Origin of the sequence: Rhodococcus sp. 11-3, from assembly GCF_023704055.1 — a bacterium.
In the GTDB taxonomy this organism is placed as follows: Bacteria; Actinomycetota; Actinomycetes; order Mycobacteriales; family Mycobacteriaceae; genus Rhodococcus; species Rhodococcus aetherivorans.
In genome coordinates this window covers 837185-863694 of the sequence record NZ_CP080406.1, presented here as the reverse complement: position 1 = coordinate 863694, position 26510 = coordinate 837185, and the positions used below count along the sequence as shown (strand labels likewise).

Annotated in this window: 25 protein-coding genes; 12 read left to right on the top strand and 13 right to left on the bottom strand. The window is 70.0% G+C overall.

What is annotated here, in order from left to right; all coding sequences use genetic code 11:
- Positions 1-70: 70 nt before the first annotated feature.
- From KZJ41_RS03940 to KZJ41_RS03935, 3 genes are all read right to left on the bottom strand, one after another.
- The gene (locus KZJ41_RS03940; RefSeq protein ID WP_168579057.1) at positions 71-1579 is read right to left on the bottom strand and encodes a YdiU family protein; all 1509 of its coding nucleotides are present in this window, start codon (positions 1577-1579) and stop codon (positions 71-73) included.
- A 235-nt stretch (positions 1580-1814) separates the two neighbouring features.
- Positions 1815-1949, bottom strand: coding sequence for a hypothetical protein (locus tag KZJ41_RS28415; RefSeq protein WP_256997137.1), 135 nt, complete (start codon positions 1947-1949; stop codon positions 1815-1817).
- A complete protein-coding gene (locus KZJ41_RS03935) occupies positions 1946-2347 on the bottom strand; it encodes a DUF6223 family protein (protein WP_050034562.1) in 402 nt (133 codons plus the stop codon). The genes KZJ41_RS28415 and KZJ41_RS03935 overlap by 4 nt, the downstream gene beginning before the upstream one ends.
- 230 nt (positions 2348-2577) lie before the next feature.
- Between KZJ41_RS03935 and KZJ41_RS03930 the strand changes: the two genes are divergently transcribed.
- The 5 genes from KZJ41_RS03930 (at position 2578) to KZJ41_RS03910 (ending at position 6628) form a co-directional block, all read left to right on the top strand.
- Positions 2578-3828: a sensor histidine kinase gene (locus KZJ41_RS03930; protein WP_251550218.1), complete on the top strand. Its 1251-nt coding sequence runs from the start codon at positions 2578-2580 to the stop codon at positions 3826-3828.
- Positions 3825-4517, top strand: a complete 693-nt coding sequence (locus KZJ41_RS03925; RefSeq protein ID WP_251550217.1) for a response regulator transcription factor — start codon at positions 3825-3827, stop codon at positions 4515-4517. Before KZJ41_RS03930 ends, KZJ41_RS03925 begins: the two co-directional genes overlap by 4 nt.
- A 110-nt stretch (positions 4518-4627) precedes the next feature.
- Positions 4628-5356 (top strand): hypothetical protein, encoded by a 729-nt coding sequence (locus tag KZJ41_RS03920; protein ID WP_043797534.1) that lies wholly within the window; start codon positions 4628-4630, stop codon positions 5354-5356.
- Positions 5357-5460: 104 nt separating this feature from the next.
- A complete protein-coding gene (locus tag KZJ41_RS03915) occupies positions 5461-6150 on the top strand; it encodes a hypothetical protein (RefSeq protein WP_161996828.1) in 690 nt (229 codons plus the stop codon).
- Between the two features lie 157 nt (positions 6151-6307).
- Complete coding sequence (locus tag KZJ41_RS03910) at positions 6308-6628, top strand: DUF6191 domain-containing protein (RefSeq protein ID WP_006943319.1); 321 nt, start codon at positions 6308-6310, stop codon at positions 6626-6628.
- A 15-nt stretch (positions 6629-6643) separates the two neighbouring features.
- Here KZJ41_RS03910 and dmpG read toward each other — a convergent pair whose 3' ends face one another.
- Genes dmpG through KZJ41_RS03895 form a run of 3 tightly spaced genes read right to left on the bottom strand, consistent with a single transcriptional unit; the run spans position 6644 to position 9461 of the window.
- Complete coding sequence (gene dmpG, locus KZJ41_RS03905) at positions 6644-7711, bottom strand: 4-hydroxy-2-oxovalerate aldolase (RefSeq protein WP_251550215.1); 1068 nt, start codon at positions 7709-7711, stop codon at positions 6644-6646.
- Between the two features lie 5 nt (positions 7712-7716).
- Positions 7717-8646, bottom strand: coding sequence for an acetaldehyde dehydrogenase (acetylating) (locus KZJ41_RS03900; RefSeq protein ID WP_029540875.1), 930 nt, complete (start codon positions 8644-8646; stop codon positions 7717-7719).
- Between the two features lie 29 nt (positions 8647-8675).
- Entirely contained in the window at positions 8676-9461 is a 786-nt protein-coding gene (locus KZJ41_RS03895) for a 2-keto-4-pentenoate hydratase (RefSeq protein ID WP_251550213.1), read from the bottom strand.
- A 131-nt stretch (positions 9462-9592) separates the two neighbouring features.
- Between KZJ41_RS03895 and kstD the strand changes: the two genes are divergently transcribed.
- From kstD to KZJ41_RS03880, 3 genes are read left to right on the top strand one after another with little or no spacing between them, the layout of a single operon-like run.
- Positions 9593-11305, top strand: a complete 1713-nt coding sequence (gene kstD / locus KZJ41_RS03890; protein WP_251550211.1) for a 3-oxosteroid 1-dehydrogenase — start codon at positions 9593-9595, stop codon at positions 11303-11305.
- A gap of 50 nt (positions 11306-11355) precedes the next feature.
- The gene (locus tag KZJ41_RS03885) at positions 11356-12216 is read left to right on the top strand and encodes a MaoC/PaaZ C-terminal domain-containing protein (RefSeq protein WP_100056781.1); all 861 of its coding nucleotides are present in this window, start codon (positions 11356-11358) and stop codon (positions 12214-12216) included.
- Between the two features lie 57 nt (positions 12217-12273).
- On the top strand, positions 12274-14019 hold the full coding sequence (locus KZJ41_RS03880; RefSeq protein WP_251550209.1) for a cholesterol oxidase substrate-binding domain-containing protein: 1746 nt from the start codon (positions 12274-12276) through the stop codon (positions 14017-14019).
- A 33-nt stretch (positions 14020-14052) separates the two neighbouring features.
- On the opposite strand, the gene KZJ41_RS03875 is transcribed toward KZJ41_RS03880, so the two are convergent.
- Together KZJ41_RS03875 and zapE are read right to left on the bottom strand one after the other, a co-directional pair.
- Positions 14053-16623 carry an AMP-binding protein gene (locus tag KZJ41_RS03875; RefSeq protein ID WP_006943331.1) on the bottom strand — a complete coding sequence of 857 codons (2571 nt, stop codon included), beginning with the start codon at positions 16621-16623 and terminating at the stop codon, positions 14053-14055.
- A 9-nt stretch (positions 16624-16632) separates the two neighbouring features.
- Complete coding sequence (gene zapE, locus KZJ41_RS03870) at positions 16633-17598, bottom strand: cell division protein ZapE (protein WP_006943332.1); 966 nt, start codon at positions 17596-17598, stop codon at positions 16633-16635.
- A 49-nt stretch (positions 17599-17647) separates the two neighbouring features.
- Here zapE and KZJ41_RS03865 point away from each other — a divergent pair, with 49 nt between their 5' ends.
- Together KZJ41_RS03865 and KZJ41_RS03860 are read left to right on the top strand one after the other, a co-directional pair.
- Positions 17648-18283, top strand: coding sequence for a TetR/AcrR family transcriptional regulator (locus KZJ41_RS03865; RefSeq protein WP_251550207.1), 636 nt, complete (start codon positions 17648-17650; stop codon positions 18281-18283).
- Positions 18284-18357: 74 nt separating this feature from the next.
- Positions 18358-19137, top strand: coding sequence for an IclR family transcriptional regulator C-terminal domain-containing protein (locus KZJ41_RS03860; RefSeq protein ID WP_043797546.1), 780 nt, complete (start codon positions 18358-18360; stop codon positions 19135-19137).
- A 170-nt stretch (positions 19138-19307) separates the two neighbouring features.
- On the opposite strand, the gene shiA is transcribed toward KZJ41_RS03860, so the two are convergent.
- Positions 19308-20672: a shikimate transporter gene (gene shiA / locus KZJ41_RS03855; protein ID WP_006943336.1), complete on the bottom strand. Its 1365-nt coding sequence runs from the start codon at positions 20670-20672 to the stop codon at positions 19308-19310.
- 245 nt (positions 20673-20917) lie between these two features.
- Here shiA and ligD point away from each other — a divergent pair, with 245 nt between their 5' ends.
- On the top strand, positions 20918-21889 hold the full coding sequence (gene ligD, locus KZJ41_RS03850) for a non-homologous end-joining DNA ligase (RefSeq protein ID WP_161995491.1): 972 nt from the start codon (positions 20918-20920) through the stop codon (positions 21887-21889).
- A 329-nt stretch (positions 21890-22218) separates the two neighbouring features.
- On the opposite strand, the gene KZJ41_RS03845 is transcribed toward ligD, so the two are convergent.
- Entirely contained in the window at positions 22219-22938 is a 720-nt protein-coding gene (locus KZJ41_RS03845) for a MerR family transcriptional regulator (RefSeq protein ID WP_185713893.1), read from the bottom strand.
- A gap of 113 nt (positions 22939-23051) precedes the next feature.
- Between KZJ41_RS03845 and KZJ41_RS03840 the strand changes: the two genes are divergently transcribed.
- Complete coding sequence (locus KZJ41_RS03840; protein ID WP_251550205.1) at positions 23052-24269, top strand: erythromycin esterase family protein; 1218 nt, start codon at positions 23052-23054, stop codon at positions 24267-24269.
- 194 nt (positions 24270-24463) lie between these two features.
- Here KZJ41_RS03840 and KZJ41_RS03835 read toward each other — a convergent pair whose 3' ends face one another.
- The 3 genes from KZJ41_RS03835 to KZJ41_RS03825 form a co-directional block, all read right to left on the bottom strand.
- On the bottom strand, positions 24464-24970 hold the full coding sequence (locus KZJ41_RS03835) for a lipoprotein (protein WP_006943359.1): 507 nt from the start codon (positions 24968-24970) through the stop codon (positions 24464-24466).
- Positions 24970-25716, bottom strand: coding sequence for a flavodoxin family protein (locus KZJ41_RS03830; protein WP_043797557.1), 747 nt, complete (start codon positions 25714-25716; stop codon positions 24970-24972). Before KZJ41_RS03830 ends, KZJ41_RS03835 begins: the two co-directional genes overlap by 1 nt.
- Positions 25717-25920: 204 nt before the next feature.
- On the bottom strand, positions 25921-26211 hold the full coding sequence (locus tag KZJ41_RS03825; RefSeq protein ID WP_043797559.1) for a hypothetical protein: 291 nt from the start codon (positions 26209-26211) through the stop codon (positions 25921-25923).
- Positions 26212-26510 lie beyond the last annotated feature (299 nt).

Below are 26510 nucleotides of genomic sequence, written 5' to 3'. Positions count from 1 at the left end.
CGGCGGCGCAGCACCGGCGAGGGAGTCCCCGACACGAACACAGCAGTGCCCAGCGGCGGGTATTCGGGCGTTATGTGCCGCAGAAGGTTCGGAAGGTTGCACTGAACGACGAGGGGGCGGGTGTGGTGTAGTCGGACCACTCGTCACGGCGGTCGAACGGATGCGTGACGACCTCGAGCAGCTTCTCGAAAGCAGCGAGCTCACCGTCGGCCGCGGCACGCAGAGCCGCATCGAGCTGATGATTGCGCGGGATGTACAGCGGGTTCACGCCGTCCATCGCGTCCGCGGTCTGCGCTGTCCCACGCCCCTGTGTGCTCAGGGCGCCGCGCCAGCGATCCACCCACGGCCCGATGTGCTCGCGCGGGACGAGGGCGTGCAGCGGCGCCGAATGCCCACGGAGTTCGTCCGCGAGTGCCCGGAAGCTGCCCGTCCAGTCGGCGCCGTGTTCGGCCATCAACCTCAGCAGGTCGTCGACCAGCGCTCGATCGAGGAGCGGGCCGGCCACCCCGAGCTTGGCCGCCATCCCGGCGGCGTAGTGGCCCTCGTAACGCGCGTCGAAGGTATCGAGGACTGCCGACACCGCGGCAATCGCGTCATCCGGCGTCGAATCGAGCAGCGGCAGCAGCGTTTCCGCCAAGCGCGCCAGATTCCACTTCAGGACAGCGGGCTGGTTGCCGAACGCATAACGGCCGCCGTGATCGATCGAACTGAACACCGCCGCCGGATCGAACGCATCGAGGAAGGCGCACGGACCGAAGTCGATGGTCTCCCCCGAAATGGTCGTGTTGTCGGTGTTCATCACCCCGTGCACGAACCCGGTGAGCATCCACTGCGCCACCAGTGCTGCCTGCGCCTCGACCACCGCCTCGAAGAATGCCAGGTAGCGACTGCCCTCACCCGTCGCCGGCAGCTCGGTCAACTCCGGGTAGTGGCGGGTGATCGCGTAGTCGGCGAGCCGCTGCAGGACTCCCTCCTGTCGGGCCGCGAATTCGAAGGTGCCCACCCGCAGGTGACTGGCCGCGACCCGGGCGAGCACGGCACCGGGCTCGGCGCCGCCTCGGCGAACGCGGCGGCCCGTCGCGACCACCGCCAGCGCACGCGTCGTGGGAATACCGAGGGCATACATGGCCTCGCTGACCAGGTATTCGCGCAGCATCGGGCCGAGGACCGCGAAGCCGTCACCGCCCCGAGAAAACGGCGTGGGCCCCGAGCCCTTCAGGTGCAGATCCACTCGCCGACCGTCACTGCCCACCACTTCGCCGAGCAGCAACGCCCGGCCGTCCCCGAGCAGGGGTGCGTACCCGCCGAACTGATGTCCCGCATACGCCATCGCGACCGGCGTGGCCCCAGCCGGCGCCGTCGATCCGGACAGCACCCCGATCCCGACCTCGCTCCGCAGCACCTCCACGTCCCATCGCAGCGACACCGCGAGCTGCTCGTTGAGCACCAGCAACGTCGGGTCGGGGGCATGAGCGCCCTGCCACGGCACCGCCAGGGCGGCCAACTCGTCGGCAAAGGTGCTCTCGAGGCGCGCCACCGCCGAGTTCGTGCCTACCGTGGACTCCGGGAATGCCGCCATCAGTCGAGGGTAACCATCGCACCACCTGGCCCGCCGCTCACGACCGAGAACGCACCCGGCCGCCAGCTCGCGGTGCTCGACGTCACCGCACCGCGAGCCCACACTGCCCGTCACCGGCAGGGCTCGTCCTGCTCGTCACCGCAGCCACCTCGACGCGGGCCGCGCCGGCTCGACAAGGCCCACCGCGTCAGCAGCGGGCGCCCAGGTGGGCGCAGGCCCGAGCGCGCTCGATTCGTCACGTGCCACCGTCTGCGACCAGGGGAACGCCGGGCCCGGCGGCGGCCGTGGCGGCGGACAGCTGCGCCGGGCCGAGCCGGCGCCAGGCCCCGCGCAGCACTCGGTGGCGGTGCACGGAGTGGGCGGGGGTCACGACGCGGGCACCGGCCTGGAATCGTGACCGGATCGGCTGGTGCGACGAGAGCGGGCCAGAGCCAGCCCACCGAGGACCGTGCCGATCAGCCCGAGCGCCACGGCGAGGACGGCGCCGGCGAGCCCGTTGCCGGTGCCGAGTCCACCGGCGGAGTTGACCCCGTGCACCCCGCCGGCGATGACGCTGATCGGTCCCAGCACCAGGGCCACGATCGTCCGAGCTCGTCCGGTGCCGGTGCGGCGGGATCGGGCCAGGGCCAGCCCACCGGCGACGGCGCTGATCAGCCCCAGCACGGCTGCCGCGGTGGGCACGGTTCGCCCGACGCCGAGCTCGTAACCGGCAGCGACAACGGAGACGTGCGTGATCGACGGTGCGGCAAGCAAATCGAGGACAGGCATTGCGGATCCTTTCGGTCGAACGACGGGTTCCGGCCGCGCTCATGGAGGCCTCCGTCGTTGAGCGGACGCATACGATCGTCGCGTCTCGGCAACGGGGTGTCCTCGGGCAGCGGGCGACAGCGGATACGAAGTTCGACGTATGTGGCTCGCGCGCAACCACGCTTCTCGACGTAGGCGGCCGCGCAGTTCGCGGGAGTTGTTTTCCCCACCCGGAACCATATGATCGCGCCATGCCGGATCGCGTCACGTTGTTCCGCCCGCCCGCCTGGGCGCAGGATGTGCTGCTGGCGGTATTCATCACTGTCATGCAGGTCCAGGGCACCGTCGTCCGCAACAGCGGGGAGCCCGAAGCAGTGCTGCGCCCCCTGTCCGACCTCGGGAACCTCGGCTACCTGCTGTTGATCGCCGGTGGCGCGGTCCTGGTCCTGCGCCGCCGCTGGCCAGTCGCAGTGTTCGCCGTGACCGCGCTCGCCAGCATGGTGTACTACACCCTCGACTTCCCGGACGGCCCCGGATGGCTGGGCCTGTTCGTGGCCCTCTACACCCTCACCGCCCGCGGCGACGGACGTCGCTCGCTGGTGATGGCCGTTGTGGGCATCGCAGCACTGGCCGCGGTCTGGCTGATCGCCGCGACCGACATCGAACCCCCAGCCGCCGTCGGCTGGGTGTACTTCCGGATAGGCGCCGCGGGCATGAGTGCCGCCCTCGGGGAGAGCGTCCGCTCGAGGAGAGTCATCGCGGAAGAAGCACTCGAGCGCGCCGAATTGGCCGAACGCTCTCGTGAGGACGAAGCACGCGCCCGGGTCGACGAGGAACGGCTCCGGATCGCGCGCGAGGTCCACGACACCGTCGCGCACGCCATCGCCATCATCAACGTCCAAGCCGGCGTCACCGCACACGTGCTGGACAAGCGACCGGAACAAGCACGCCAGGCGCTCGAGGCCATCGAGCGGACCAGTTCCCGGGCACTGCAGGAGATGCGGGCCATCCTCGGAGTCCTTCGCGACGACAACGACGGCCGCCTCCCACCCCCAGGGCTCGGGCAGGTCGACGAACTCACCGCCAGGGCACGCGAAGCCGGGCTCGACGTCGAGTTGGAGACGACATCACCCCCACCGCCCGTACCCAGCGCGGTAGGCAGCGCCGTGTACCGGATCCTGCAGGAGTCGATCACCAATGTGATTCGCCATGTCGGACCGACCAGGGTCGCGGTCGCCCTGAACTACGGCCCCGACGCCGTGGAAGTCCGCGTGACAGACGACGGCCCGCGCGTAGATGGGGACACCGACAAAGCAGCCAGAGGCGCCGACCGTGCGGACGCCGAGTTCGCCGGCACGGACACACGCGGCCACGGGATCGTAGGGATGCGCGAGCGTTGCCGACTCTTGGGCGGCGACTTCGACGCCGGCCCGCTCCCGGGCGGCGGCTTTGCCGTCACCGCCCGGCTGCCCTTGGCCCCGGCCGCAACGGTGAAGGTATGAACCCGGTGACAGGCGCATCCGGCCGCGACACTCCGATCAAGGTCCTACTCGTGGACGACGAGCATCTGGTGCGGTCCGGCTTCAAGATCCTCCTCGAGGTCGAGGACGGCATCACGGTGGTCGGGGAAGCCGCAACCGGCGCCGAAGCCGTGGAGCAAGCCCGGGCCCTGCGCCCGGATGTCGTGCTCATGGATATCCGTATGCCGAAGATGGACGGCATCGAGGCCACCCGGCAGATCGCCACCACCAACGGGCTCCAACACGTACGCATCCTCATCCTGACCACCTACGACACCGACGCCTACGTCTTCGAAGGCCTCCAGGCCGGCGCCAGTGGCTTCCTGCTCAAAGACGCAGGCCCGGCCGAGCTCCTGCACGGCATCCGCGTGGTCGCCGCCGGAGAAGCTCTGCTCGCACCGCGCATCACGCGCCGCCTCATCGCCCAGTTCACCACCCAGCGCACAGCCGACAAGGCCGCCGATCATCGGCTCGAGGTCCTCACCGACCGGGAACGCGAGGTCCTGACGCTGGTAGGTATGGGCATGAGCAACAACGAGATCGGCGCCGAACTCTGCCTCAGCCCGGCCACCGCCCGCACCCACGTCAGCCATGCCATGGTGAAACTCGGTGCTCGCGACCGCGCGCAACTGGTCGTCATCGCCTACCGAACGGGACTTGTGAAGCCGTAGGCGATCAGCCTGTCGACCCCGCGATCCGAATCTTCTCTGATCGACGACGTCTCAGACGAGAGGGGTGTCTGTGCCGGCGACCGCCCGAGCACTCCGTAGCCTGACGAGGCATGAGTGATGCAGATATCCACTTCTACTTCGACCCGGTGTGCCCGTTCGCCTGGATGACCAGCAAGTGGGTGCGCCTGGTGGCGGCCCAGCGCGAATTCCGAGTCGACTGGCGGTTCATTTCGCTGCGTCTGATCAACGCGCACGTCGACTACGACGTTCACTTCCCGCCCGAGTACGAAGCCGGTCACACGAGTGGGCTGCGGCTGCTCCGGGTCGCGGCGCGAGTGCGGGCCGAGCACGGGCGCGAGGCGGTGGATCCGCTGTACCGGGCGCTCGGTGCGTGGATATTCGAGACCACGCCGGACGCCGACAACACCGCCGGACCGGAACAGCAAGGAACGCGGGCTTTCCTCGAGCCGATCCTGGCCCGGGCGGGCCTACCCGTGCAGGTGGCGGACGCGCTGGACGACCCCTCGCTCGATGCGCTCATCCAGGCGGAGACCGACGAGGCACTGCGCCTGACCGGCAGAGACGTCGGCACGCCGATCATCCACTTCCAGCCGCCGAACGGCGTGGCCTTCTTCGGGCCGGTGATCAGCCGGCTACCCGGCGAAGAGGACGCCCTCCGCCTGTGGGACCACGTCGTCGGGCTGGCGAGCTTCCCCGGCTTCGCCGAACTCAAACGTAGCCTGCGCGAACTGCCGCAGCTGCCCGGCCTCGGCGTGGCTCCCGACGAGGTGGGAGTGGAGCAGGACTGGCACGGTGGCAGTCGACGAACCAAGAGATGAGCAACCGGCGCCGGCCACCCCGGCACCGTTCGGCCCGACAGCCAGGTCGAGACGGCTGCCGTTGTGTATGTCCGATGCGGACCGGTAACGGATAGCCTCGAGCCATGATGCTGGCGAACGTCTGCGAGCTCTATCGAGACGCAGGCTTTCTCGGGCAGCCAGCGGCTGCCGCCACCAGCCTGGCCTTCGTGATCGCCGGCCTGGCCGTGCTCGCACGTCGTCGGCAGGGCACGCCGACGGTGACCTACGGTCTCCTCGTCATCGCGGTCGGCGCCGGATCCCTCATAGCGCACGGACCGAACCCGCCGTGGCAGGCCTACGCACACGACATACCGATCGCGACATTGCTCGCTTACATAGCCGTCGACGCCGCTTCCGACCGGTTCGACCGACGGTTGTCGCCGCGGTGGTGGCTCGTCGTTCCGTTCGTGATGGTTCCCGTCGTCGCAGCCGGCTCGAGCGCCTCCACGATCGTGCAGGCACTGCTCGCCGCGGTCACTGTGGGACTCGCGCTGGAACGCGCCCGCGTCCGTCCGCACCTGCGCCGCACGACGATCGTCGCGGCACTGCTTCTCGCGTCCGGCGCCGTGCTCGGCACCATCGGCGACCGGACCTCGCTCTGCCGGCCGAGTAGTGTCCTGCAAGGCCACGCGCTGTGGCACATTCTCGCCGCCACCGGACTGTGGCGGCTCTCGCCCACGATCGGTTCACAGTCCCCCCGGATATCGGTCAGGACATCGCGGCATCTGTCGGGTCGGGCCGGCCCGGCCCGGAGACGGCCCGGTCAGGCTTGACCGCGTCGGTGGCACATGCACCGTCCTTCATCCACCCGGCTACGGGCAGAGCACCCCCGGACGGGCTCCGCAGTGCGAGCACCGGCGAAGTCCCTCGATACCCGCCCCTGCGCTCCGGAAATCGTTGCCGCGTTCCACGGCTCGATACCCTGGAACGATGGGCGCGCTGTTCGCGATGACGATTCCGGGACTGGCCTGCCTGCTGGTGGGCGCGGCCGCGGTCGAGGTGTTGTGGAGCCGTCTGACGGGTCATCGCCTGCTCCGGCGCAGCGGGGACGGTCGCACACGGCCGGTGGCGGCAACGGGGTTCGAGGAGGTCGGTGCGGTGTTCGAAGGGTCGCGGCGATTCGAATTCGAACAGCGACAGACCTCGCTGATGGACCGTGAGGACGCCACCGGTGGCGAACCCGGATGGCTGAGCGTCGAAACCCGTTGGGGCCGAATGTCACATTGCGTCGATCGAATTGACGCGATGTGACATTCGGTCGGTCGGTCAGGCGGTCTGCTGTTCGCGCTGGAGTTCGAGGGCGATGTCGATCAGCTGGTCCTCCTGGCCGCCGATGAGCTTGCGCTTGCCCGCCCGCACCAGCAGCTCCGCGGCGGAGACCCCGTACCGCTCGGCCTGGCGCTCGGCGTGGCGCAGGAAGCTCGAGTACACCCCGGCGTAGCCCATCATCAGGGCCTGACGGTCGAGCAGGCACTCGGCGGGCATCACGAGGCGCACGACGTCCTCCGCGGCGTCCGCGACGGCGAAGAAGTCGATGCCGGTCTTGATCCCCACCTTGTCGCACACGCCGACGAACGCCTCGACCGGGGTGTTGCCGGCACCCGCGCCGAACCGGCGGGCCGACCCGTCGATCTGCTTGGCACCCGCGCGGACCGCCGCGATCGAATTCGCCACGCCCAGGCCGAGATTCTCGTGCCCGTGGAATCCGACCTGCGCGTCGGAACCCAGTTCCGCGACGAGCGCCTCGACGCGTTCGGCGACCTGCTCGAGAACGAGCGCGCCGGCCGAGTCGACGACGTACACGCACTGGCAGCCCGCGTCGGCCATGATGCGGGCCTGCTCGGCCAGCTTCTCCGGGGTGACGGTGTGCGCCATCATCAGAAAGCCCACGGTCTCGAGCCCGCGCTCGCGGGCGAGCCCGAAGTGCTGGACGGACACGTCCGCCTCGGTGCAGTGGGTGGCGATGCGGCAGATCGAGGCGCCGTTGTCCTGCGCCTCGATGATGTCCTCCTTGATGCCGACACCGGGCAGCATGAGGAAGGCGATCTTCGCGTGCTGCGCGGTATCGACGGCGATCTTGATCAGTTCCTGCTCCGGCACTTTCGAGAACCCGTAGTTGAACGAGGACCCGCCGAGGCCGTCGCCGTGCGTGACCTCGATGACGGGGACGCCCGAGAGGTCGAGGGCGGCGACGACGGCGCGCACCTCCTCCCGGTCGAACTGGTGACGCTTGTGGTGCGAGCCGTCGCGCAGCGACGTGTCGGTCACGCGGATGTCCCACGACGGCTCGAAGAAGATGTCGTCGCGACGGAGGTCGGAGTTCGAAGAGGTCATCGGAGTCAGGCCTTCACGGTGGAGTTCGAGGGGAGGGAGTCCGCCGAGAGGAGCGCGCGGGCGATCTCCTCGCCCACCTTGGTGGCGGCCGCGGTCATGATGTCGAGGTTGCCGGCGTACGGCGGCAGGAAGTCGCCGGCGCCCTCCACCTCGACGAAGGTGGTGACGGTGGCGTGCCCGCCGGACACGACGGTCGGCTCGTCGAACTGTGGTTCGTTGAGCAGGCGGTAGCCGGGCACGTACTCCTGCACGTCGGCGACGACGCGGTGGATGGACTCGGCGATCGCGTCCCGGTCGGCGTCCTCGGGGATGGCACAGAAGATGGTGTCGCGCATGATCATCGGCGGGTCCGCCGGATTGAGGATGATGATCGCCTTGCCCTTGCGGGCACCGCCGATGGTCTCGATGCCCCGGCTGGTGGTCTTGGTGAACTCGTCGATGTTGGCGCGGGTGCCCGGCCCGGCGGACACCGACGCCACCGACGCCACGATCTCGGCGTAGGGCACGTCCACCACCCGGGAGACGGCGTGCACGATCGGGATGGTGGCCTGACCGCCGCAGGTGATCATGTTGACGTTGGGCACGTCGAGATGCGCCCCGAGGTTCGCCGGTGGCACGACGGCCGGTCCGACGGCGGCAGGGGTGAGGTCGATCGCCCGGATGCCGGCCGCCTCGTACCTCGGCGCCGCCGCCCGGTGCACGTACGCGGACGTCGCCTCGAACACCAGGTCCGGCTTCTCCGGCTGCGCGAGCAACCAGTCGATGCCCTCGGCCGACGTCTCCAGGCCGAGCGTGCGGGCGCGGGCGAGGCCCTCGCTCGCCGGGTCGATGCCGATCATCCACCGCGGCTCGAGCAGGTCCGAACGCTGCAGTTTGTAGAGCAGGTCGGTGCTGATGTTGCCCGACCCGACGATCGCGACACTTGCCTTGGCCATTGTTTCTCCTTGCAGTCGGGACCGGGTGGTCACGAGAACGTGAGCGAGACGGAGCCCAGTCCCGCGAACTCGGCGTGGAACTCGTCGCCCGGGCGCGCGTCGACGGCCCGGGTGCACGAGCCGGGCAGGACGATGTCGCCCGCCTTCAGCCGCACTCCGAAACTCTCGACCTTGCGGGCGAGCCAGGCGACGGCGGTGACGGGATTGCCGAGCACCGCGTCGCTGCGCCCCTCGGCGATCCGTTCGCCGTTGCGGCTGAGCACGGCGTCGATGCCCTTGATGTCGACGCCGGACGGCGCCACCCGCTGCGCGCCGAGCACCCATCCGGCGGAGGAGGCGTTGTCGGCGATGGTGTCTGCGAGGCCGATCTTCCAGTCCTTGATCCGGCTGTCGATCAGTTCGATGGACGGCGCGAACGCGACGGTGGCGTCGAGGACGTCGCTCTCGGTGCAGTCCGCGCCGGGCAGGTCCTTGCCGAGCACGAAGGCCACCTCGACTTCCACCCGCGGGAAGCAGTACCGCGAGGTGTCGACGGCCCGGTCCTCGAAGACCTGCATGTCGTCGAGCAGGTGGCCGTAGTCGGGTTCGTCCACGCCCATCATCTGCTGCATGGCCAGGGAGGACAGCCCGACCTTGTGGCCGACCACGCGGGCACCGGCGGCGAGCCGGCGACGGATGTTGATCAGCTGGATCTCGTAGGCGTCGACGACGTCGATGTCGGGGTGCCGGGCCACGAGCGGGTCGACGGGGGTGCGGTCGCGTTCGGCGGCCTCGAGCTCGTCCGCCAGCCGGGTGCGCAGTTGTGTCGGCAGCATTGCGGTTCCTTCCTGTTCACCGGCGACCGGCATGTTCTGCAACCTGTTTCCGTTCGGCCCGTGGTGTGCGGGTGATTCTTCCTGGCAGAGGGGATGGACTCACCGCGCCATCATTCTATAACGTGTTCTACATGATCAAGCAGGAATACGACATCGTCGTAGTCGGCAGCGGTGCCGGCGGAATGACCGCCGCGCTGACCGCCGCGCACCAGGGCGCGAGCGTCGTCCTGATCGAGAAGGCACCCCACTACGGCGGCTCGAGCGCGCGCTCGGGCGGCGGGGTGTGGATCCCGAACAACGAGGCCCTGAGGGCCGCCGGGGTCACCGACACCCCGGACTCGGCCCGCACCTACCTGCACAGCATCATCGGCGACGTGGTGCCCGCCGACAAGATCGACACCTACATCGACCGCGGGCCCGAGATGCTGTCCTTCGTGCTGAAGCACAGCGCCCTGGAACTGCAGTGGGTGCCGGGCTACTCCGACTACTACCCCGAGGCCCCCGGCGGCCGGCTCGGCGGGCGGTCCGTCGAGCCGAAGCCGTTCGACGGCAAGCGCCTCGGCGACGACCTCGCCCTGCTCGAGCCCGACTACGTCAAGGGCCCGCCGAACTTCGTCATCACCCAGGCCGACTACAAGTGGCTCAACCTCCTCATGCGCAACCCGCGCGGACCGGTCCGCGCCGCGAAGGTCGGCATGCGATACCTGTGGGCCCGCGCGACGAGGAAGCACCTGCTGGTCCGCGGCCAGGCGCTCATGGCCGGACTCCGCGTCGGCCTGCGCGACGCCGGGGTTCCGCTGCTGCTCAACACCGCCCTGACGGACCTCGTCGTCGAGGACGGGGTGGTGCGCGGTGTGCGCGTCGAGTCGGACGGACGGAAGCACACCATCCGGGCCCGCCGCGGCGTCGTGATCGCCTCCGGCGGCTTCGAGCACAACGAGCAGATGCGCACGCAGTATCAGCGCGCCCCGATCGGCACCGAGTGGACCGTCGGCGCGAAGGCCAACACCGGGGACGGCATCCGCGCGGGCCAGGCTCTCGGTGCCGCCGTCGATTTCATGGACGACGCCTGGTGGGGTCCGTCCTTCCCGCTCACCGGCGGCCCGTGGTTCGCCCTGTCCGAGCGCAGCCTGCCGGGCTCGATGATGGTCAACGCGGCCGGCCGGCGCTTCGTCAACGAATCCGCTCCGTACGTCGAGGCGGTGCACGCCATGTACGGCGGCCGCCACGGCCGGGGCGACGGACCCGGCGAGAACATCCCGTGCTGGATGATCCTCGACCAGCGCTACCGCAATCGCTACACCTTCGCCGGCATCACGCCCCGCAGTCCCTTCCCCAAGCGGTGGCTGAAGGCGGGTGTGGTGGTCCAGGCCGGCTCGATCAACGAGCTCGCCGAGAAGATCGGCGTGCCGGCGCAGACCCTCACCGCGACCGTCGAACGATTCAACGGCTTCGCCCGCGCGGGCCGGGACGAGGACTTCGGACGCGGCGAATCCGGCTACGACCACTATTACGGCGACCCGCGCAACAAGCCCAATCCGAGCCTCGGCGCCATCGACAAGGCCCCCTTCTACGCGATCAAGGTGGTGCCCGGCGATCTCGGCACCAAGGGCGGCCTGCGCACCGACGCCGACGCCCGGGTCCTGCGCGAGGACGGGACCGTGATCGAGGGTCTCTACGCGGCCGGCAACGCCAGCGGTCCCGTCATGGGCCACACCTACGCCGGCCCCGGCGCCACGATCGGCCCGGCCATGACCTTCGCCTATCTCGCGGTCCTCGACGCCCTCGGCCGACCGGAGCAGCCCGCCGCGCGGCCGATCTCCGAGACCGCCGAACAGCACTGAGCCGCACTCGATCCGGCCGAACCCCGTCCGCCGAACAGAAAGGGTCCCGCGTGCCCATCGATCCCGCCGTCGCACTCGGCGCCGAACTGCCCGCCCAGGAATTCGCCTGGAGCAGCAGCGACGTCCAGCTCTATCACCTCGGTCTCGGCGCCGGCGCGCGTCCCACCGACCTCGGTGAGCTGCGCTACCTGCGCGACGGCGATCCGCAGGTCCTGCCCACCTTCGCCACCGTCGCCGCGACGTTCCACGCCACCGAGCCGCCGAAGGTCTCGTTCCCGGGCATCGAGATCGACCTGGCGAAGGTGGTGCACGGCAGCCAGGAGGTGACGGTGCACGCTCCCCTGCCACCGGAAGGCAAGGGCCGCACCGTGACCCGAATCGCCGAGGTGTGGGACAAGGGCAAGGCCGCGGTGATCGTGCAGGAGTCGACGACTACGGATCCGGCCGGCAACCCGCTGTGGACGGCCCGCTCGTCCATCTTCGCCCGCGGCGAGGGCGGCTTCGGCGGCGAACGCGGACCGTCCGAGTCCGTCGAATTGCCGGACCGGGCACCCGATTTCGAGGTGGATGTCGCGACGCTGCCGCAACAGGCCCTGCTGTACCGGCTGTGCGGCGACCGCAACCCGCTGCACTCGGACCCGCAGTTCGCGCAGGCCGCCGGGTTCCCCGCTCCGATCCTGCACGGGCTGTGCACGTACGGGATCGTCTGCAAGACGCTCACCGACGCGGCGCTCGACGGTGATGCCGCGTCCGTGCGCGGATTCACGGCCCGGTTCGCCGGCGTCGTCTTTCCCGGCGAGACCCTGCGGGTGCGCGCCTGGCGCACCGGCGACCGGCTGCTCGCGACCGCCGCGGTGGTCGAGCGCGACCTCGCGCCCGCCCTCACCGACGTGGTCCTCACCATCGCCTGACACCCCGTCCTCCCCCAGCACCGGTCCGCCACGGTCCGGTGAGAAAGCAGTGTGTTCATGACGATTCGCACCGAACCCCTGCGCCTGTCGCGCCGGGGTTTCCTCGCCGCCGGCGCGGGCGCGCTCGCCGCCACCGCGCTCGGCGGCTGGACCCCCGTCCACGCCGTACCGGCCGGCTCGTCCGGTGCCACCCTGACCACCCCGGCCGCGTTTCCCGACGGCATCGCCCTCTACCAGCAGGCCTACCAGAACTGGTCCAAGGAGATCATGCTCGACGCGATCTGGACGTGCGCCCCGCGCAGTCCCGAGGACGTCGTCCGGCTCGCGAACTGGGCCCACGCTCACGGCTACACCGTCCGGCCGCGTGGCGCGATGCACGGCTGGACTCCGCTGACCATCGTCAACGGCGCACCGGTGGACAGGGTGATCCTGGCGGACACGATGGCGCACCTGAACGGGGTGTCGGTGCACTCCGGTTCGGACCCCGCCACCGTCACCGCCGGAGCCGGAGCGACACTCGACGCGATCACCACGGCGCTGCAGGGGCACGGCCTCGGCTGGGCCAACCTCCCCGCCCCCGGGGTGCTGTCCATCGCCGGTGCACTGGCCGTCAACGCGCACGGTGCGGCGCTGCCCGCCGATGGCGAAAAGAACGTCCCGGGACACACCTTCGGCTCGCTGAGCAATCTCGTCACGGAACTGACCACGGTGGCGTGGAACGGCAGCGAGTACGCGCTGCGCACCTACACGCGCGCCGACGCGGACGTCACCGCGCTGCTCGCCCACCTCGGCCGGACGTTCGTCACCTCGGTCACCCTGCAGGCCGGCCCGGACACCCGGATGCGGTGCCAGAGCTACACCGACATCGACTGGCGCGAGCTGTTCGCGCCTGCCGGAGCACCGGGACGCACCTTCGAGAGCTTCGTGCGGGCCTGCGGGCGCGCGGAGGCGATCTGGTATCCGTTCACCGACAAGCCGTGGATGAAGGTGTGGTCCCTCGCTCCGCAGAAGCCGGTGACGTCCCGAGAGGTGTTCGGCCCGTACAACTATCCGTTCTCGGACAACGTCCCCGAGCCCGTCACCGACCTGCTCGGGCAGATGACGGCCGGGAACCCCGCCATCGCGCCGGCTTTCGGGCAGGTCTACTACAACACCACGGTCGCCGGCCTCGCCGCCACGAACTCGAGCGACATCTGGGGCTGGTCCAGGGACCTGCAGTTCTACATCAAGGCCACCACCCTGCGGCTCACGGAGGGCGGCGGCGCGGTCCTCACCAACCGCGCCAACATCGCGAACGTGATCCACGACTTCACGCAGTGGTTCCACGAACGCATCGAGCACTACCGGGCGCTGGGGCAGTACCCGCTCAACGGCCCGGTCGAGATCCGGTGCTGCGGGCTCGATCAGCCCGACGACGTGCGGGTCCCGTCCGCCGGGCCGCCGACCATCTCCGCGACCCGGCCGCGACCCGACCACCCCGAGTGGGACACCGCGATCTGGCTCAACGTGCTCGGGGTGCCGGGCACCCCCGGCATGTTCGCGTTCTACCGCGAGATGGAGCAGTGGATGCGCGGTCACTACAACAACGCCGACTCCACCTTCCGGCCCGAATGGTCCAAGGGCTGGGCGTTCGGCCCCGAACTGCCGTACACGGACCAGCGGGTCATCGAGCAGGTCCTGCCCGACACCTACCGGGAAGGCGTGCCCGCGGACGAGAACTGGGACTCCGCGCGGGCGGTGTACAACCGGCTCGACCCGCATCGGGTATTCAGCAACAGCTTCATCGACCGACTGCTGCCCTGACGAGAAGGCGCCGGACATCCGCGCCCGTCGGTGCTACCCGCGCGCGTTCTCACGCGCGCGGGTAGCACCACGCCGCGCAAGCATGGTGAGGACGGATACCCGGCCGAAGTGGCCCCACAGCCGGCCGAGCCGCACCCACAGCTGCCAGTACGCCACACCCACCACGAGCGAGGCCGCGAACGCGAGCCACGGGTCGATGTCCCGCAGCAGCGGATAGACCGTGAAGTGGGTCAGGTAGATGTAGAGCGACGAGGCGGCGAGCACCTCGGCCGGCCGCACCAGCAGCGCCGGCCACCAGGTCCGCGGCACCCAGATCAGCAGGAGCAGGCCGCCGATCACGAGAGCGGTGCGGTCGGTTTCGGCATGGAAGAACCCCGGCACCGTCGCCACCGCCAGGACGGACACCACCAGCCGCTGCCACACCGCGGTCGCCCGGGCGGCCGCCCAGCCGAGCGGGAAGAGCCAGAACACCACGTACGACGCCAGGATCTGACTGGTCGGCATGTCCGGCCCGAGCACCTCGTACCGGGTCAGCAGGCCCACGCCCACCAGCGCGAGCGGGAACGCGAACGGGAACCGTCGCTCGTGCCGGTCGAACCACGGCACGGCGAGCAACAGAGCCACCGCGACGAGCGCGTACACCAGCGCCTCGATGAACCAGTACCGCCATTCCTTCGTCCACGCGGGCGGGCCGAGCACCCCGTTGAGCAGGAACACGCTCGACCAGCGGTACTCGCCGGTGAGCGCGTGCACCGCGCCGATCCACACGACGGCCGGTGCGGCGATCCGGGCGACGCTGAGCAGGGTGGTGCGCAGCCGCTCGGCGCGGGGCTTGGGCAGTTGGAATCGCGCGTAGTTGTAGCCCGCGGCCGCGAGCAGCACGTGCGCCCCGCCCACGAGGGCGAACAGGTGCAGATGCGAGCCGACGATGAGCACGATCGCCACGGCGCGGATGAGCACGTTGGTCTCGACGATCCGCCAGCCCCACGGCGCCCGGCGCGACGACGGGCTCAGCTCGCGCAGCGGCGTCGTCGGCCAGTCCGCGGGCAGATGCCCGAGCAGCCGCTCGAGCCGCACCGACATGCGCACGTACGACAGCGAGTCGCCACCGAGGTCGACGAACGTGCTGTCGTCGGTGACGTCGTCGCGGCGGAGAACGTCCGCGTACAGCGCCCGCAGCCGCCGGGGGTCCACGGCCCGCGCCTCGGGCGCCGGCTGCGGCGGTTCCGGGGCGGCGCCGAGCGCGGCGACGGCGCGGTAGTCCGGTTTGCCGTTGGGGGTGCGGGGCAGCTCGGCCACCACGCACACCCGCACCGCGGACTCGGGCAGCCCGCTCGCGCGGGCCGCGACCGCCCGCACGGGCGCGGCGTCGGCTCCCTGGACGGCGACGATCAGTTCGTCGTCGCCGCCGGCGCAGCACGCGACGAGCTCGTGGCGCGCGAGGACGGATTCGATGCGCTGCAGGTCGATGCGCAGGCCGAACAGCTTCGCGAAGCGGGAGCGACGGCCCACGATCCGGTACAGCCCGGCGTCGGTGCGGACGGCGAGGTCACCGGTGCGCAGTTCGTCGACGACACGCCCGAGGGCCAGCTCGGACGGGTCGGTGGCATAGCCGAGCATGACGTTGGGCCCGGTGTAGACGAGTTCGCCGGCACCGTCGCCGGCCTCGGGCACGGGGTCGATGCGGAAGGCGCCGCCGGGAACGGGGACGCCGATCGTGCCGGGGTGCTCCGCGGCGAGGTGCGGGGGCAGGTAGGCCATGCGGGCGGTGGCCTCGGTCTGGCCGTACATGACGAAGAACTGCCACCCGTCGCGCCGGCCGAGGTCGACATAGCGGCGGACGCGGTCGGGGTCGAGACGGCCGCCGGCCTGGGTGACGTAGCGCAGGTTCGGCAGGTCCATGTCGGCGAAGCCGACGCGGTCGAGCAGGTCGAAGGTGTACGGCACGCCCGCGAGGGCGCTGACCCGGTGCCGGTGCACGAGGTCCCAGAATCCGGGGTCGGTGACGGACCGGTCGGTGAGCACGGTCCCGGCGCCCCGCAGCAGGTGGCTGTGCAGGACCGACAGGCCGTAGCAGTAGTGCATCGGCAGGGTGGTGATCGCGCGGTCGGTGTCGCGGATGTCGAGGTAGTCGGCGATGGCCTCGGCGTTCGCCTGCACATTGCGGTGCGAGAGGCGCACGAGCTTGGGCGAGCCGGTCGAGCCGGACGTACTGAGCAGCAGCGCGAGGTCGGAATGCAGGTCGTGGGTGCCGTCGGCGAGTTCTTCGATCCGGCCGCCGTCGACGACGACGTCGGGCCGGTAGGCCTCGATCGTCGCGGCCAGGGCGTCGGGCCGGTCGCCGGGCACGAGCAGCACGGGATGGCCGGCGGACAGCGCCGCCAGGTAGGCCACGATCGGGTCGACGGCGTTGGCCCCGGCGACCAGGACGAGACGCCGGGTGGTGCCGAGGCGGTCGGCGACGGCGGCGACCCGCTCGGCCAGGTCGCGATAGGTGATCTCGGTGCCGTCGCAGACGAGTGCGGTCCGTTCGCCGTGTTCGGCGAGATGTCGGACGAACGGAACCGTCGGACAGTCGACGAGCTCGGAAGAACGTGGTACCACCGCGGCAGTCTATAAGGTTTGGCTGTCCTGAATCCAGGCTCGGGCGGGTTCGCGGAGCAGTGCGAGGCGGCTGAGCAGCCGGTCGACGTCGGGTTCGGCGGGGACGGACGTCGCGAAGTCGGCGCGCGCGACGGTGGCCGACACCGTGAGCCGGACGTCGGCGTCGCACAGCACGTCGACGACGTTGCCGAAGCGGCGCAGGGCGTCCGCGTCGAGCTCGCGCAGCGGCGGGACACCGGTGACGACCCACTCGCCGTGCTCGCGGAGGACGGCGAGGTAGTCGGCGGGCGCGGTGGGGGCGCGGCACAGGTCGGCGAAGTCGAACCACACGACGTCGCCGCGCACGGCGAGGACGGGTAGTGCGCGGCCCGACGGTCGCAGGGTTCGCCGCTCCCCCGGCTCCGGAACGTCGAGAGCGCCGGGCGGGAGGAACTCACCCGAGGCGAACCCGTCGCCCGGGGTGGCCGTACCGGTGCGGCGACGGTCGATCGGCCCGCCGACCTCGACCACCTCGAGCCGGCGTTCGAGCAGGGCGATGGTGGGCTCGAACAGGTGGTGGAACAGCGGGTTGGGCAACAGGCCCGAGGGCGGGTAGTTGGAGGTGGCGACGAGCGCGACGCCCCGCTCGTGAAGGATGCGTACGGCGCGCGCGACGAGCATGCCGTCGCCGACGTCGTGGACGTGGAACTCGTCGAAGCACAGCACACGGGCGTCGCCGAGCGCGGCGTCGACGGCGTCGTCGATCGAGCCGAGGCGATGCGCCTGCGCATGCAGGCCGGCGAAGAAGCCGTGGAAGTGGTGCCGTCGCGCGGGACCGGGCACGGCCTCGAGGAACCGCTCCATCAGCCACGTCTTGCCGCGACCGACCGGCCCCCACAGGTAGACGCCGCGCGGGGTGGTGCGCTGCGCGGCGAGGTCGCGGTGCAGCCGCCCCAGGGCGGCGGCGCCGGCCCGCTGGTACGGATCCTCGGCCATCCCACCTCCTCTACATTGGTAGAGGACTCTACATATGTAGAGTTCGATCATGGCCAGCAGCCCCGACCGTCGCCCCCTGATCGCCGAGACCACCCTCGACCTGATCGCCCGCGACGGACTGCGCGCGCTGACCCACCGGGCCGTCGACCGCGCCCTCGCCCTGCCCGACGGCTCGTGCTCGTACTACTTCCGCACCCGCGGAGCCCTGCTCGACGCCGCCGTGCACCGGCTCGCTGAGCGATCACGCGACGCGTTCGAGCACTCCGGTCTCACCCGCCCGCCGACCCCGGTCGACGTCGACGCCGCCGCGCGAGCGGTCGCGACGGCACTCGACCGCGACCTGGCCCACCGCCGCCGGGATCTGCTCGTGCGGTATGCCCTGGCCACCGACCCGGCCATCGGTGCCGAGCAACGCGCCGGCCTTGCAGCCGCCCTGTTCTCCCGCGCCGCCGCGCGCGACCTCGTGGCCGCCTGCGGCGCCGACGACGCCGACTCCGCGGCTGCCGATCTCGTGAGCCTGGCCGAGGGACTGACCGTGGACCGGCTGCTCGGCGCCCGGTCGCTGGAGGGACTCGCCGCCGGCACCGCCGCGAGCGTCGCGCAATTGGCCCGGCCGATCGCGGTGTACCTCCGCGGCCTCGCCGGGGGCGACGGTACCGGCCGGGCACGAACCATGCGATCGTGATCCGGCACCGGCCTGCCTCCCGGGAGGCCCAGCCGTGGGCAGGCGAAGACACGTCGCGTGCCTAGGATTGGCTCATGCGATCGGCCGCCGGTGAACGGTACTTCCTCGAGTCTCTGGACCGTGGGCTCGCGGTGCTCGAGTGCTTCGACGAACAGCACCGGGAGCGCACTCTCAGCGAGGTGGCTCAGGTGGTGGGGATCACCCGATCGACAACGCGAAGAATCCTGCTGACCCTCGTCGATCGCGGGTTCCTGCGGCAGGAGGGTCGTCGCTTCATGTTGACCCCGCGCGTTCTCCGTTTCGGCTTCTCCTACCTGTCCGGGCTGGCGCTCCCGCAGCTGGCCGAACCGCACCTGGCGAAACTCGCCGCCGAACTCGAGGAAACCGTCTCGGTCACCGTGCTCGACGGATCGGACGCACTCTACGTCGCGCGAGTCCGTTCGCCGCGGATCGTGCGTATCGCGATCTCGGTCGGCATGCGCTTCCCGGCGTACGCGACCTCGCACGGCCGGGTCCTGCTGTCCGGCCTTACCGCCGACGAACTCGACCGCTACCTGGAGACGACGGAACTGCGGGCGTTCACCGAGCAGACCCTCGTAGACCCGGACCGGCTGCGCGCCGAGATCCTGACCACGGCCGAGCGGGGTTGGGCGCTGTCGGAGGACGAACTGGAACTGGGGGTTCGCGGCGTCGCCGTGCCCATCCGGGACCGAACCGGCCGGATCGTCGCCGCGCTCAACTCTTCCCTGCAGAACATCGCGCATTCCGGCGCGGACGTCGAGGCACGAGTGGTCTCCCGATTGCAGGAAGCAGCCCAGCGGATCGGGGCCGATCTCGCGATCAGCGGACCATGAGCCGTGCGCGGTGCCGGCGGTTCCCCTTCCATGCTCGGCCGCACCCGGCCCGGCGAGGCGGATCAACCGATCCGTGCAGCATTTCGTGATCGAGAAGCCATTACGCGTAGGAGATTTCGAGCGCCCACGCCCCTGGCCCCGTCCGTCGCCGCCTCCGGTCGATCCGCGTCTCAGGGCGCGGTCGCGACAGTCGATGTCCGCGACGCCCGGGCGGCCCGGCCGGCGTCACCGTGGTCGTGTCCGAGCCGCCAGGCGATGATCCCGGAGATCACGCATCCGCCGGCGAGATAGACCGCCACCAGGTGCCACGACCCGCCGGAGACGGTGACCAGGGCCGCCGCGATGAAGGGGGTAAAGCCACCCCCGACCGCGCTGGCCACCTGGTAGCCCACCCCGGCGCCGCTGTAGCGGTACTCCGCGCCGAACATCTCGGTGAACAGCGGCTGCTGCACGCTGACCACCATGTCGTGGGCGATGTTGACCAACAGCACCGCGAAGATGACGGTTCCGATCATCGAGCCGCCCTCGAGCATCGCGAAGAACGGGAACGCACAGACGGCGCCGAGTGCGGAACCGAGCATGTACACCCGGCGACGCCCGTACCGGTCGGACAGCCACGCGAACAACGGGATGGTCACCATTCCGAGGGCACCGACGAGCAGGCCGACGTTGAGCATGAAACTGCGTTCCATGCCGAGTTCGTTGGTGGAATAGCTGAGCGCGAACGTCGTGACGATGTACATCGAGAACAGCTCGACGAAGCGCAGACCGATGATCTGCAGAAAAGCCTTGGGATGCTTGGTCAGTGCTTCCACGAGGGGGATGCGCTTGCGGCTCTGCTCGCCGAGCTCCGCTTCGAGCCTCTCGACCTTCTCGGTGAACTCCTGACTCTCCTCCACGCTGGAGCGTACCCACAGGCCGAAGGCGACGAGCACGATGCTGGCGACGAACGGAACACGCCACCCCCATTGGGTGAAAGCCTCGTCGGTCGTGACACTGCTCATCAGCATGACGAAACCGGTGGCGAGAATCAGGCCGACGGAGTAGCCGACCTGTACGCCGCTGCTGTAGAGAGCCTTCTTCTTCGGTGGCGCGCTCTCCACCGCCATCAACGCGGCACCACCCCATTCACCGCCGACGGCGAATCCTTGCACAGCCCGCAGCGTGACGAGCAGGACCGGCGCCCACCACCCGATCGACGCGAAGCTCGGCAGCAGGCCGATCAGGGCAGTGGCGCTTCCCATGATCACGATGGTGAGCACCAGCATCCGTTTGCGACCGAGGCGGTCACCGAAGTGACCGAAGACCACCCCACCGAGCGGCCGGAAGAGGAATCCGACGCCGAAAGTCGCGAACGCGGCGAGCGTGCCGATGGCCGGGCTGACGTTGGGGAAGAACTCCTTGTTGAAGACGAGCGCGGCCACCAGGCCGTAGAGGATGAAGTCGTACCAGTCGATGACGGCGCCGACGAAGCTGCCGAAGGCTGCGCGCCGAGCCTGAGACTCGTCTGGGCCGGCGAGGTGCCGCTCGTTCATACCCGATCCTCGATCCGTATGTTCGTAATGCGAACGCATGTCCGCTGAGTGGATGTATGTGACGGTAGACACTCCGCAGGAGTTTCGTCAAGACGAGCGACAGGTCTCGCCACCGGCACGAAAACTGCGGCAATGCACCGGCGCCACCGGACGGCAGCGGAATACACGCGTGTAATTCATTCCGGTACAGGGTGATCCGAACAGTTGCCCTGCAGCCGGGCACGGCACACGGGATAATTCGACCCATGCCCGCCTCCCGCTCCGCGGTGCCCGCCCCGATGCTGGCCACGCCCGGCCGGCCGCCGATCGGCACCGGCTGGGCGGTGGAGATGAAGTGGGACGGCGCCCGCACGGTGGCGGTGTGCGACGGCGAGCGGTGCCGGCTCTACAGCCGCAACAGCAAGGACGTCTCGGGGGTCTACCCGGAATTGACGATCGCACTGTCGGCGGTGTCCCGGGGTCGGCCGATGGTCGTCGACGGGGAGATCGTCGCTCCCGATCCGCGGTCCGGGGCGCCGGCGTTCGCCCGGCTGCAGAGCCGCATCCACGTGGCGAAACCGACGGCGGCCCTGATCCGGACCATCCCCGTGGAGTTCTACGCATTCGACCTGCTCGCGCTCGACGGCGCGCCGACGACCCGGCTGCCGTACCTCGAACGTCGCCGTCGGCTGGTCGACCTGTCGATGTCCGGCCCCCTGGTCCGCACGCCGCCGCACTGGGTCGGCACCGACACGAAAATCCTCCTCGACCTTGCCCGCGATCACGGTCTCGAAGGCATCGTCTGCAAGCGGACCGATTCCGTCTACCAACCGGGACGCCGCGCTACGGCATGGATCAAGACCGCCCTGCGCAAGAGCACCGAGGCCGTGATCGCGGGATGGTTGCCGGGCACCGGCATGCACCGCGCGACGTTCGGCTCCCTTGTCCTCGGCGCCCACGACGACGACGGCCGTCTCGTCCACATCGGCAACCTCGGCACCGGCTTCACCACCGCCGGCCGGCGCGCCCTGTGGGAGCGGCTCGACGAACTCGAGCGGCCCAGCGATCCGTTCGACGTGATACCTCCGGCGCCCGTCGTCCGGGCCGCCCGATGGGCCGAGCCGGTGCTGGTCGGGGACGTCGAGTATCGCGAGTTCACCGGCGACAGTCTGCGCCACCCGAGTTGGAAGGGACTGCGGCCGGACAAGGAGCCGGAGGAGGTAAGAGCACCGAAATAGGAATGGATGCACCATCGCTGTGGTTTGACGAGGCCCCCGGTTCGACGCGACGGGGTTCTGGCATGCAACGTCGTGCACTTGGACGCTGGGCAGACTGTGTGCGAGGCGATGCTGGAGGGGCGGGCGCGGCAGCGGCGTGCACGGTTTCCGAATGAGGACGGCATGATCCGCTCGCGACTGCGACTCGCACGGAATTGTATCCGTGACAATGGAATCCGGTCGAGAATGAGGCTGAGGCATGGGCAAGCCTCCGGAAGATGGGATACCGGTGGCGTCCACGCGAGCGACCCGGCACTGCGCGGAGTGGCCCCAGGATCCGGCCCTTGCCCTCACGACGTCGTCGGTCGCCCCTGCTGCGTCCGGTCGAGCAGGGTGAGGTAGGTATCGAGCTGGGCCGCGCCGGCGAGAAGGTTGCGGCTGCGTGTGGTCAGCCGGTCCTGCCAGGAGCCGAGGAAGGCGGCCAACGCGTCCGCCCCGCCCGCCGTGCGCAGCGACTCGAGGAACCGGGCGACCTGGGACAGCGGGTAGCCGCCCTGGCGCAGTTGCCGTGCGATCTCGGCGTCGCGCACGCAGTCCGGTCCGTATTCGCGATAGCCCGTTGCCCGGTCGCGGTCGGGGCGCAGGATGCCCTGGGTCTCCCAGGTGCGCAGCGTGGCCGGGTGCACGCCGAGTCGGCAGGCGAGTTCGCCCACAGTCAGCGGTCCACCGCGGACAGCAGTCGGTGCCGTGGTGGACAGGGCGCCCAGGGCCGTTGCGACCTCGGTGCGGGTGCCGCGTTCGGCGAGCAGCGCGACGTGCGCGGCGTCGATCAGCCGGTAGGCGGACTCGGTGTCGCCGCGGTTGACTGAACGCATGATGTCCGTTGCCTGCCGGTGCCCGTGGCCACCGCGCAACGCGAGGAAGGCGCGTAGAGCCTGCGCGTGCAGGGGCGTGTAGCGCCGGTAGCCGGTCTCGCTGCGCTCGGTCGGCGGGAGGATGCCCGCGTCGTCGTAGTTGCGGATCGCCTGTGCGGACAACCCGTGTTCCCGGGCGAGGTCGATGGGTCGCAACGTGCACCTCCGATTGAGGCTTCTACCTCCGGATTCCTGGTCGGAATCGCAGAAGTTTCACCCGATTCTTCAACGATATCGTCGAGGGCAGTTCCTTCCGACAAGGGGTGTTCATGTCTACTGCCGCAGCACTGCGTGGAATCGGCCGCCAACTCGACGACTCGGCGAGCCTGGGCCGCGCCCTCGACGAACTGCTCGCCACGCGGCCCGAGCCGCCGACCCTGCTCGCCCTCGGCGAGCCGACCCACGGGATCGAGGCGTTCCCGCTTCTGCGCAACGAACTCCTCGGTCACCTCGTCGAACGGGGGTACCGGTCGATCGTGCTGGAGACCGACGTCTTCGCCGCGTCCGTCGTCGACGACTACGTGGCCGTGGGAACGGCGGAGATCGACACGGTGCTCGCGACCGGGTTCAGCCACGGGTTCGGCGCGGTGCCGGGCAACCGCGAACTCGTCGAATGGCTCCGCGCGCACAATGCCGGCCGCGCGGAGCAGGATCGGGTTCGCTTCCACGGCTTCGACGCGCCGTTGGAGTTCTCCGGGGCGCCGAGCCCGCGACGCGCACTGTCCTCGGCCAACGACTACCTGCCCGCGGCGCTGCGGCCCGCATCGGTCCGCGACCTCGACGCGCTGCTCGGCGAGGACGCGGACTGGACGAACCAGGCGGCCATGTTCGACCCGGCAGCGTCCGTCGGCGACTCCGATCGCGCTCGCGCCCTGCGCATTGTCGCCGACGACCTCGCCAGCGCCCTGCGCCGCGCGGCACCCGGCCTGCGCTCCGCCGACCCGACCGGCTACGACCACGCCGTCGCGCACGCGCGCACCGCCCAGGGCCTGCTGCGCTATCACGCCGCCATGGCCAGTCCCGCACCCGATCGCATCGCGACCTTGCTCAGCCTGCGCGCCGAGATGATGGCCGAGAACCTGCTCGCGATCGTTGCCCAGGAGCAGCGACGCGGGCCGAGTCTCATATTCGCGCACAACGTTCACCTCCAGCGTGCGCAGTCCCACATGCCGGTCGGCGAGAGCGAGGTGAGCTGGGGGAGCGCCGGCGCGCTCGTCGGGCTCACCCTCGGCGAGCGCTATGTGTTCCTGGCCACCGACGCCAACCCCGACAGCGATCCGGGCACCCTCCAAGGCGTGTTGGCCGAGGCGACCACCCGCCGCGCCCTGTTCCCGGCACCGGCCCTGTGCGCCGCGCTTGCCCCGTCGATGGGCACGGGCGAACCGATCGTGCCCGGCCACATCCCGCTGGGCCCGGCAGACCTGGACGGCGCCGACGCGGTCATCTTCGTCGCCGACACCGACGGAAGACGGCATCAGTACTGGTAGCCGCACTCGACGCGCAGGCCAAGGTCCGCGGAAGCCCCTCACCGAACGAGGACCGGCGCTCGAGATATGCTGCGCAACAAGGAATCTGGTGAGCAGACCGATATAGCGGGTTCGAATGGTGCGCACCCGTCACTCCTGGTACCCGCTCACGTTCGCCCGGGCGGCGGTAGAACACCACCGGACGGTCACCCCGGTCACGGGAGTGGCACGCCGGCCTCGTCTATCGCCAGCCACAGGCCGCCGAACTCCTCGACCTTGTGGCACAGCACCTGTCCGGGCTCCTCGTCGGCATAGAAGTACAGCGGGTGCCCGGCGTAGGTGACCTGAGCGGTCCCGTCGGAGCGCGACGTGGTGCCCAGCAGCCCCTGGTCGGCGTCACCGGCCGCGACGGGAGCACCGACGGTGAGCACCGGCGGCCACGCCACGGCACAGTCCCCGTAGCAGTCGGGGACCGTGCCTGCCTCCCGGTCGAAGATGTAGATCGCCTGGTCCCTCCGGTCGAAGAGCATTTCACCGATGGGACCGTTCGCCGTGGTGATCACCGTCGGCTCGCCGGCCGTGGTCACCGCAGGTTCCGACGCCGGGACGACATCGTAGGAGCTCTCGCCCGTCGCCCCACAGCCGGTGGCGACGAGCACCACGAGCGGGAGGAGCGCGCACCACACGGCCCCCGGCCCCCGCTCGCCGATCTGTGCCGGCATCACCGATGCTCGGGGTTCTCGAACGACGGATGACACCCGGCGTCCCACAGCGATCGCTGGTTGCCACCCACCGGAAAGCCGCCGGCCCGCACGAGCAGTGCGGCGGTGTGCATGAGGTTGTAGGTCATGAACGTGGTGTTGCGATTGGTGAAGTCGTTCTCCGGGCCGCCCGACCCCGGATCGAGGTACGAGGGACCCGGGCCGGCCTCCCCGATCCAGCCGGCGTCGGCCTGCGGCGGGATCACGTATCCGAGGTGCTGGAGGCTGTAGAGGATGTTCATCGCGCAGTGCTTGACGCCGTCCTCGTTGCCGGTGATCAGGCAACCGCCCGCGCGGCCGTAGTACGCGTACTGGCCGTGCTCGTTGAGCAGCGAGGAACAGCCGTAGAGACGTTCGACGACCTTCTTGGTGACCGACGAATTGTCACCCAGCCAGATGGGCCCGGCGATGACGAGGATGTGCGCGGCGAGGATCCGGTCGAACAACTGCGGCCATTCGTCGCTCGGCCATCCGTGCTCCGTCATGTCGGGGTACACGCCCGTCGCGATGTCGTGGTCGACGGCCCGGATCTGGTCCACCTTGACACCTTCGCGTTCCATCAACGCCACACTGCGATCGATCAACCCCTGCGTGTTGCTGGTCTCGGGCGATCGTTTGAGCGTGCAGTTGACGAACATGGCACGCAGTCCCTCGAACTGCGGCGGTCCGCCCGCGCCCTGCGACTCCTCGAACACCGGTTCGGCCATGGGTCCTCCCATACGAGATCCGCACGCCTACGATAGGCCGCGACGACACCCCGCGGAGGCGGTTCCGTGTCTCCTCTGCTGCCGGAGACCTACGGTAACGTTCGGAACATCGTTGCCCGGGGAAGGGATCGGTACCCGTGACCGACGAACTCGCGCAGCGAGGACGCGTCGTGAGCGTGCGACTCGAACCCGCGGGACCGAGCGTCAGGCCGCCTGTGCGACCTCGGCTCGGACGTCCGTGGCCACCGGGACCGACTTCTGCTTCTCCGGCTGCGTGACCGTGGAGCGCGAGGGCGCACCGCAGTTCCCCGTGGCCCGGCACAGCAGGTGCGTGGCCGCGCAGAACGCCCCGCCGAGTGCCGCCCAGAGGAGCGAACCGAACATCCACATCCCCACCACGGCTACGGCCAGCACCAGCACGCCGTCCAGCACGAAAGCCACCACGGGGTGCGCGACCAGAGGCTCGTCGTTGCCGCCCTGTCGTTCCGTCTCCATCCGCCCGTCTCCTTTCCTGCCGACTCCGTATCCGATACCCAGCCCGGACGGAATTCACACCCTCGGTGCACGAACAGGGGACGAGAGGAGCACCGCGACGATCCGGATACGCGTTCGACTGGCGAAATCGTTTTGTGATGCGATACAAATGAGTGCATAATGTGAGAGCGATCACACTGTGGTACGGCAGGGGGTACATCAGTGGTCCATACATGCGAGGGTCGGCACCGGTTACGGACCGATATCGACGACGACGCCGGCGAGTCCTACTCGCGTCTCCGGCACACGTCCGGCACGGC

Coding starts and splice junctions, on each gene's coding strand:
- KZJ41_RS03930 (WP_251550218.1), top strand. CDS start 2,578: ATGCCGGATCGCGTCACGTTGTTCCGCCCGCCCGCCTGGGCGCAGGAT.
- KZJ41_RS03925 (WP_251550217.1), top strand. CDS start 3,825: ATGAACCCGGTGACAGGCGCATCCGGCCGCGACACTCCGATCAAGGTC.
- KZJ41_RS03915 (WP_161996828.1), top strand. CDS start 5,461: ATGATGCTGGCGAACGTCTGCGAGCTCTATCGAGACGCAGGCTTTCTC.
- kstD (WP_251550211.1), top strand. CDS start 9,593: ATGATCAAGCAGGAATACGACATCGTCGTAGTCGGCAGCGGTGCCGGC.
- zapE (WP_006943332.1), bottom strand. CDS start 17,598: ATGGCCGAGGATCCGTACCAGCGGGCCGGCGCCGCCGCCCTGGGGCGG.
- KZJ41_RS03865 (WP_251550207.1), top strand. CDS start 17,648: ATGGCCAGCAGCCCCGACCGTCGCCCCCTGATCGCCGAGACCACCCTC.
- KZJ41_RS03860 (WP_043797546.1), top strand. CDS start 18,358: ATGCGATCGGCCGCCGGTGAACGGTACTTCCTCGAGTCTCTGGACCGT.
- ligD (WP_161995491.1), top strand. CDS start 20,918: ATGCCCGCCTCCCGCTCCGCGGTGCCCGCCCCGATGCTGGCCACGCCC.
- KZJ41_RS03825 (WP_043797559.1), bottom strand. CDS start 26,211: ATGGAGACGGAACGACAGGGCGGCAACGACGAGCCTCTGGTCGCGCAC.
- dmpG (WP_251550215.1), bottom strand. CDS start 7,711: ATGACCTCTTCGAACTCCGACCTCCGTCGCGACGACATCTTCTTCGAG.
- KZJ41_RS03920 (WP_043797534.1), top strand. CDS start 4,628: ATGAGTGATGCAGATATCCACTTCTACTTCGACCCGGTGTGCCCGTTC.
- shiA (WP_006943336.1), bottom strand. CDS start 20,672: ATGAACGAGCGGCACCTCGCCGGCCCAGACGAGTCTCAGGCTCGGCGC.
- KZJ41_RS03880 (WP_251550209.1), top strand. CDS start 12,274: ATGACGATTCGCACCGAACCCCTGCGCCTGTCGCGCCGGGGTTTCCTC.
- KZJ41_RS03835 (WP_006943359.1), bottom strand. CDS start 24,970: ATGCCGGCACAGATCGGCGAGCGGGGGCCGGGGGCCGTGTGGTGCGCG.
- KZJ41_RS03910 (WP_006943319.1), top strand. CDS start 6,308: ATGGGCGCGCTGTTCGCGATGACGATTCCGGGACTGGCCTGCCTGCTG.
- KZJ41_RS03895 (WP_251550213.1), bottom strand. CDS start 9,461: ATGCTGCCGACACAACTGCGCACCCGGCTGGCGGACGAGCTCGAGGCC.
- KZJ41_RS03900 (WP_029540875.1), bottom strand. CDS start 8,646: ATGGCCAAGGCAAGTGTCGCGATCGTCGGGTCGGGCAACATCAGCACC.
- KZJ41_RS03840 (WP_251550205.1), top strand. CDS start 23,052: ATGTCTACTGCCGCAGCACTGCGTGGAATCGGCCGCCAACTCGACGAC.
- KZJ41_RS03940 (WP_168579057.1), bottom strand. CDS start 1,579: ATGGCGGCATTCCCGGAGTCCACGGTAGGCACGAACTCGGCGGTGGCG.
- KZJ41_RS03830 (WP_043797557.1), bottom strand. CDS start 25,716: ATGGCCGAACCGGTGTTCGAGGAGTCGCAGGGCGCGGGCGGACCGCCG.
- KZJ41_RS03935 (WP_050034562.1), bottom strand. CDS start 2,347: ATGCCTGTCCTCGATTTGCTTGCCGCACCGTCGATCACGCACGTCTCC.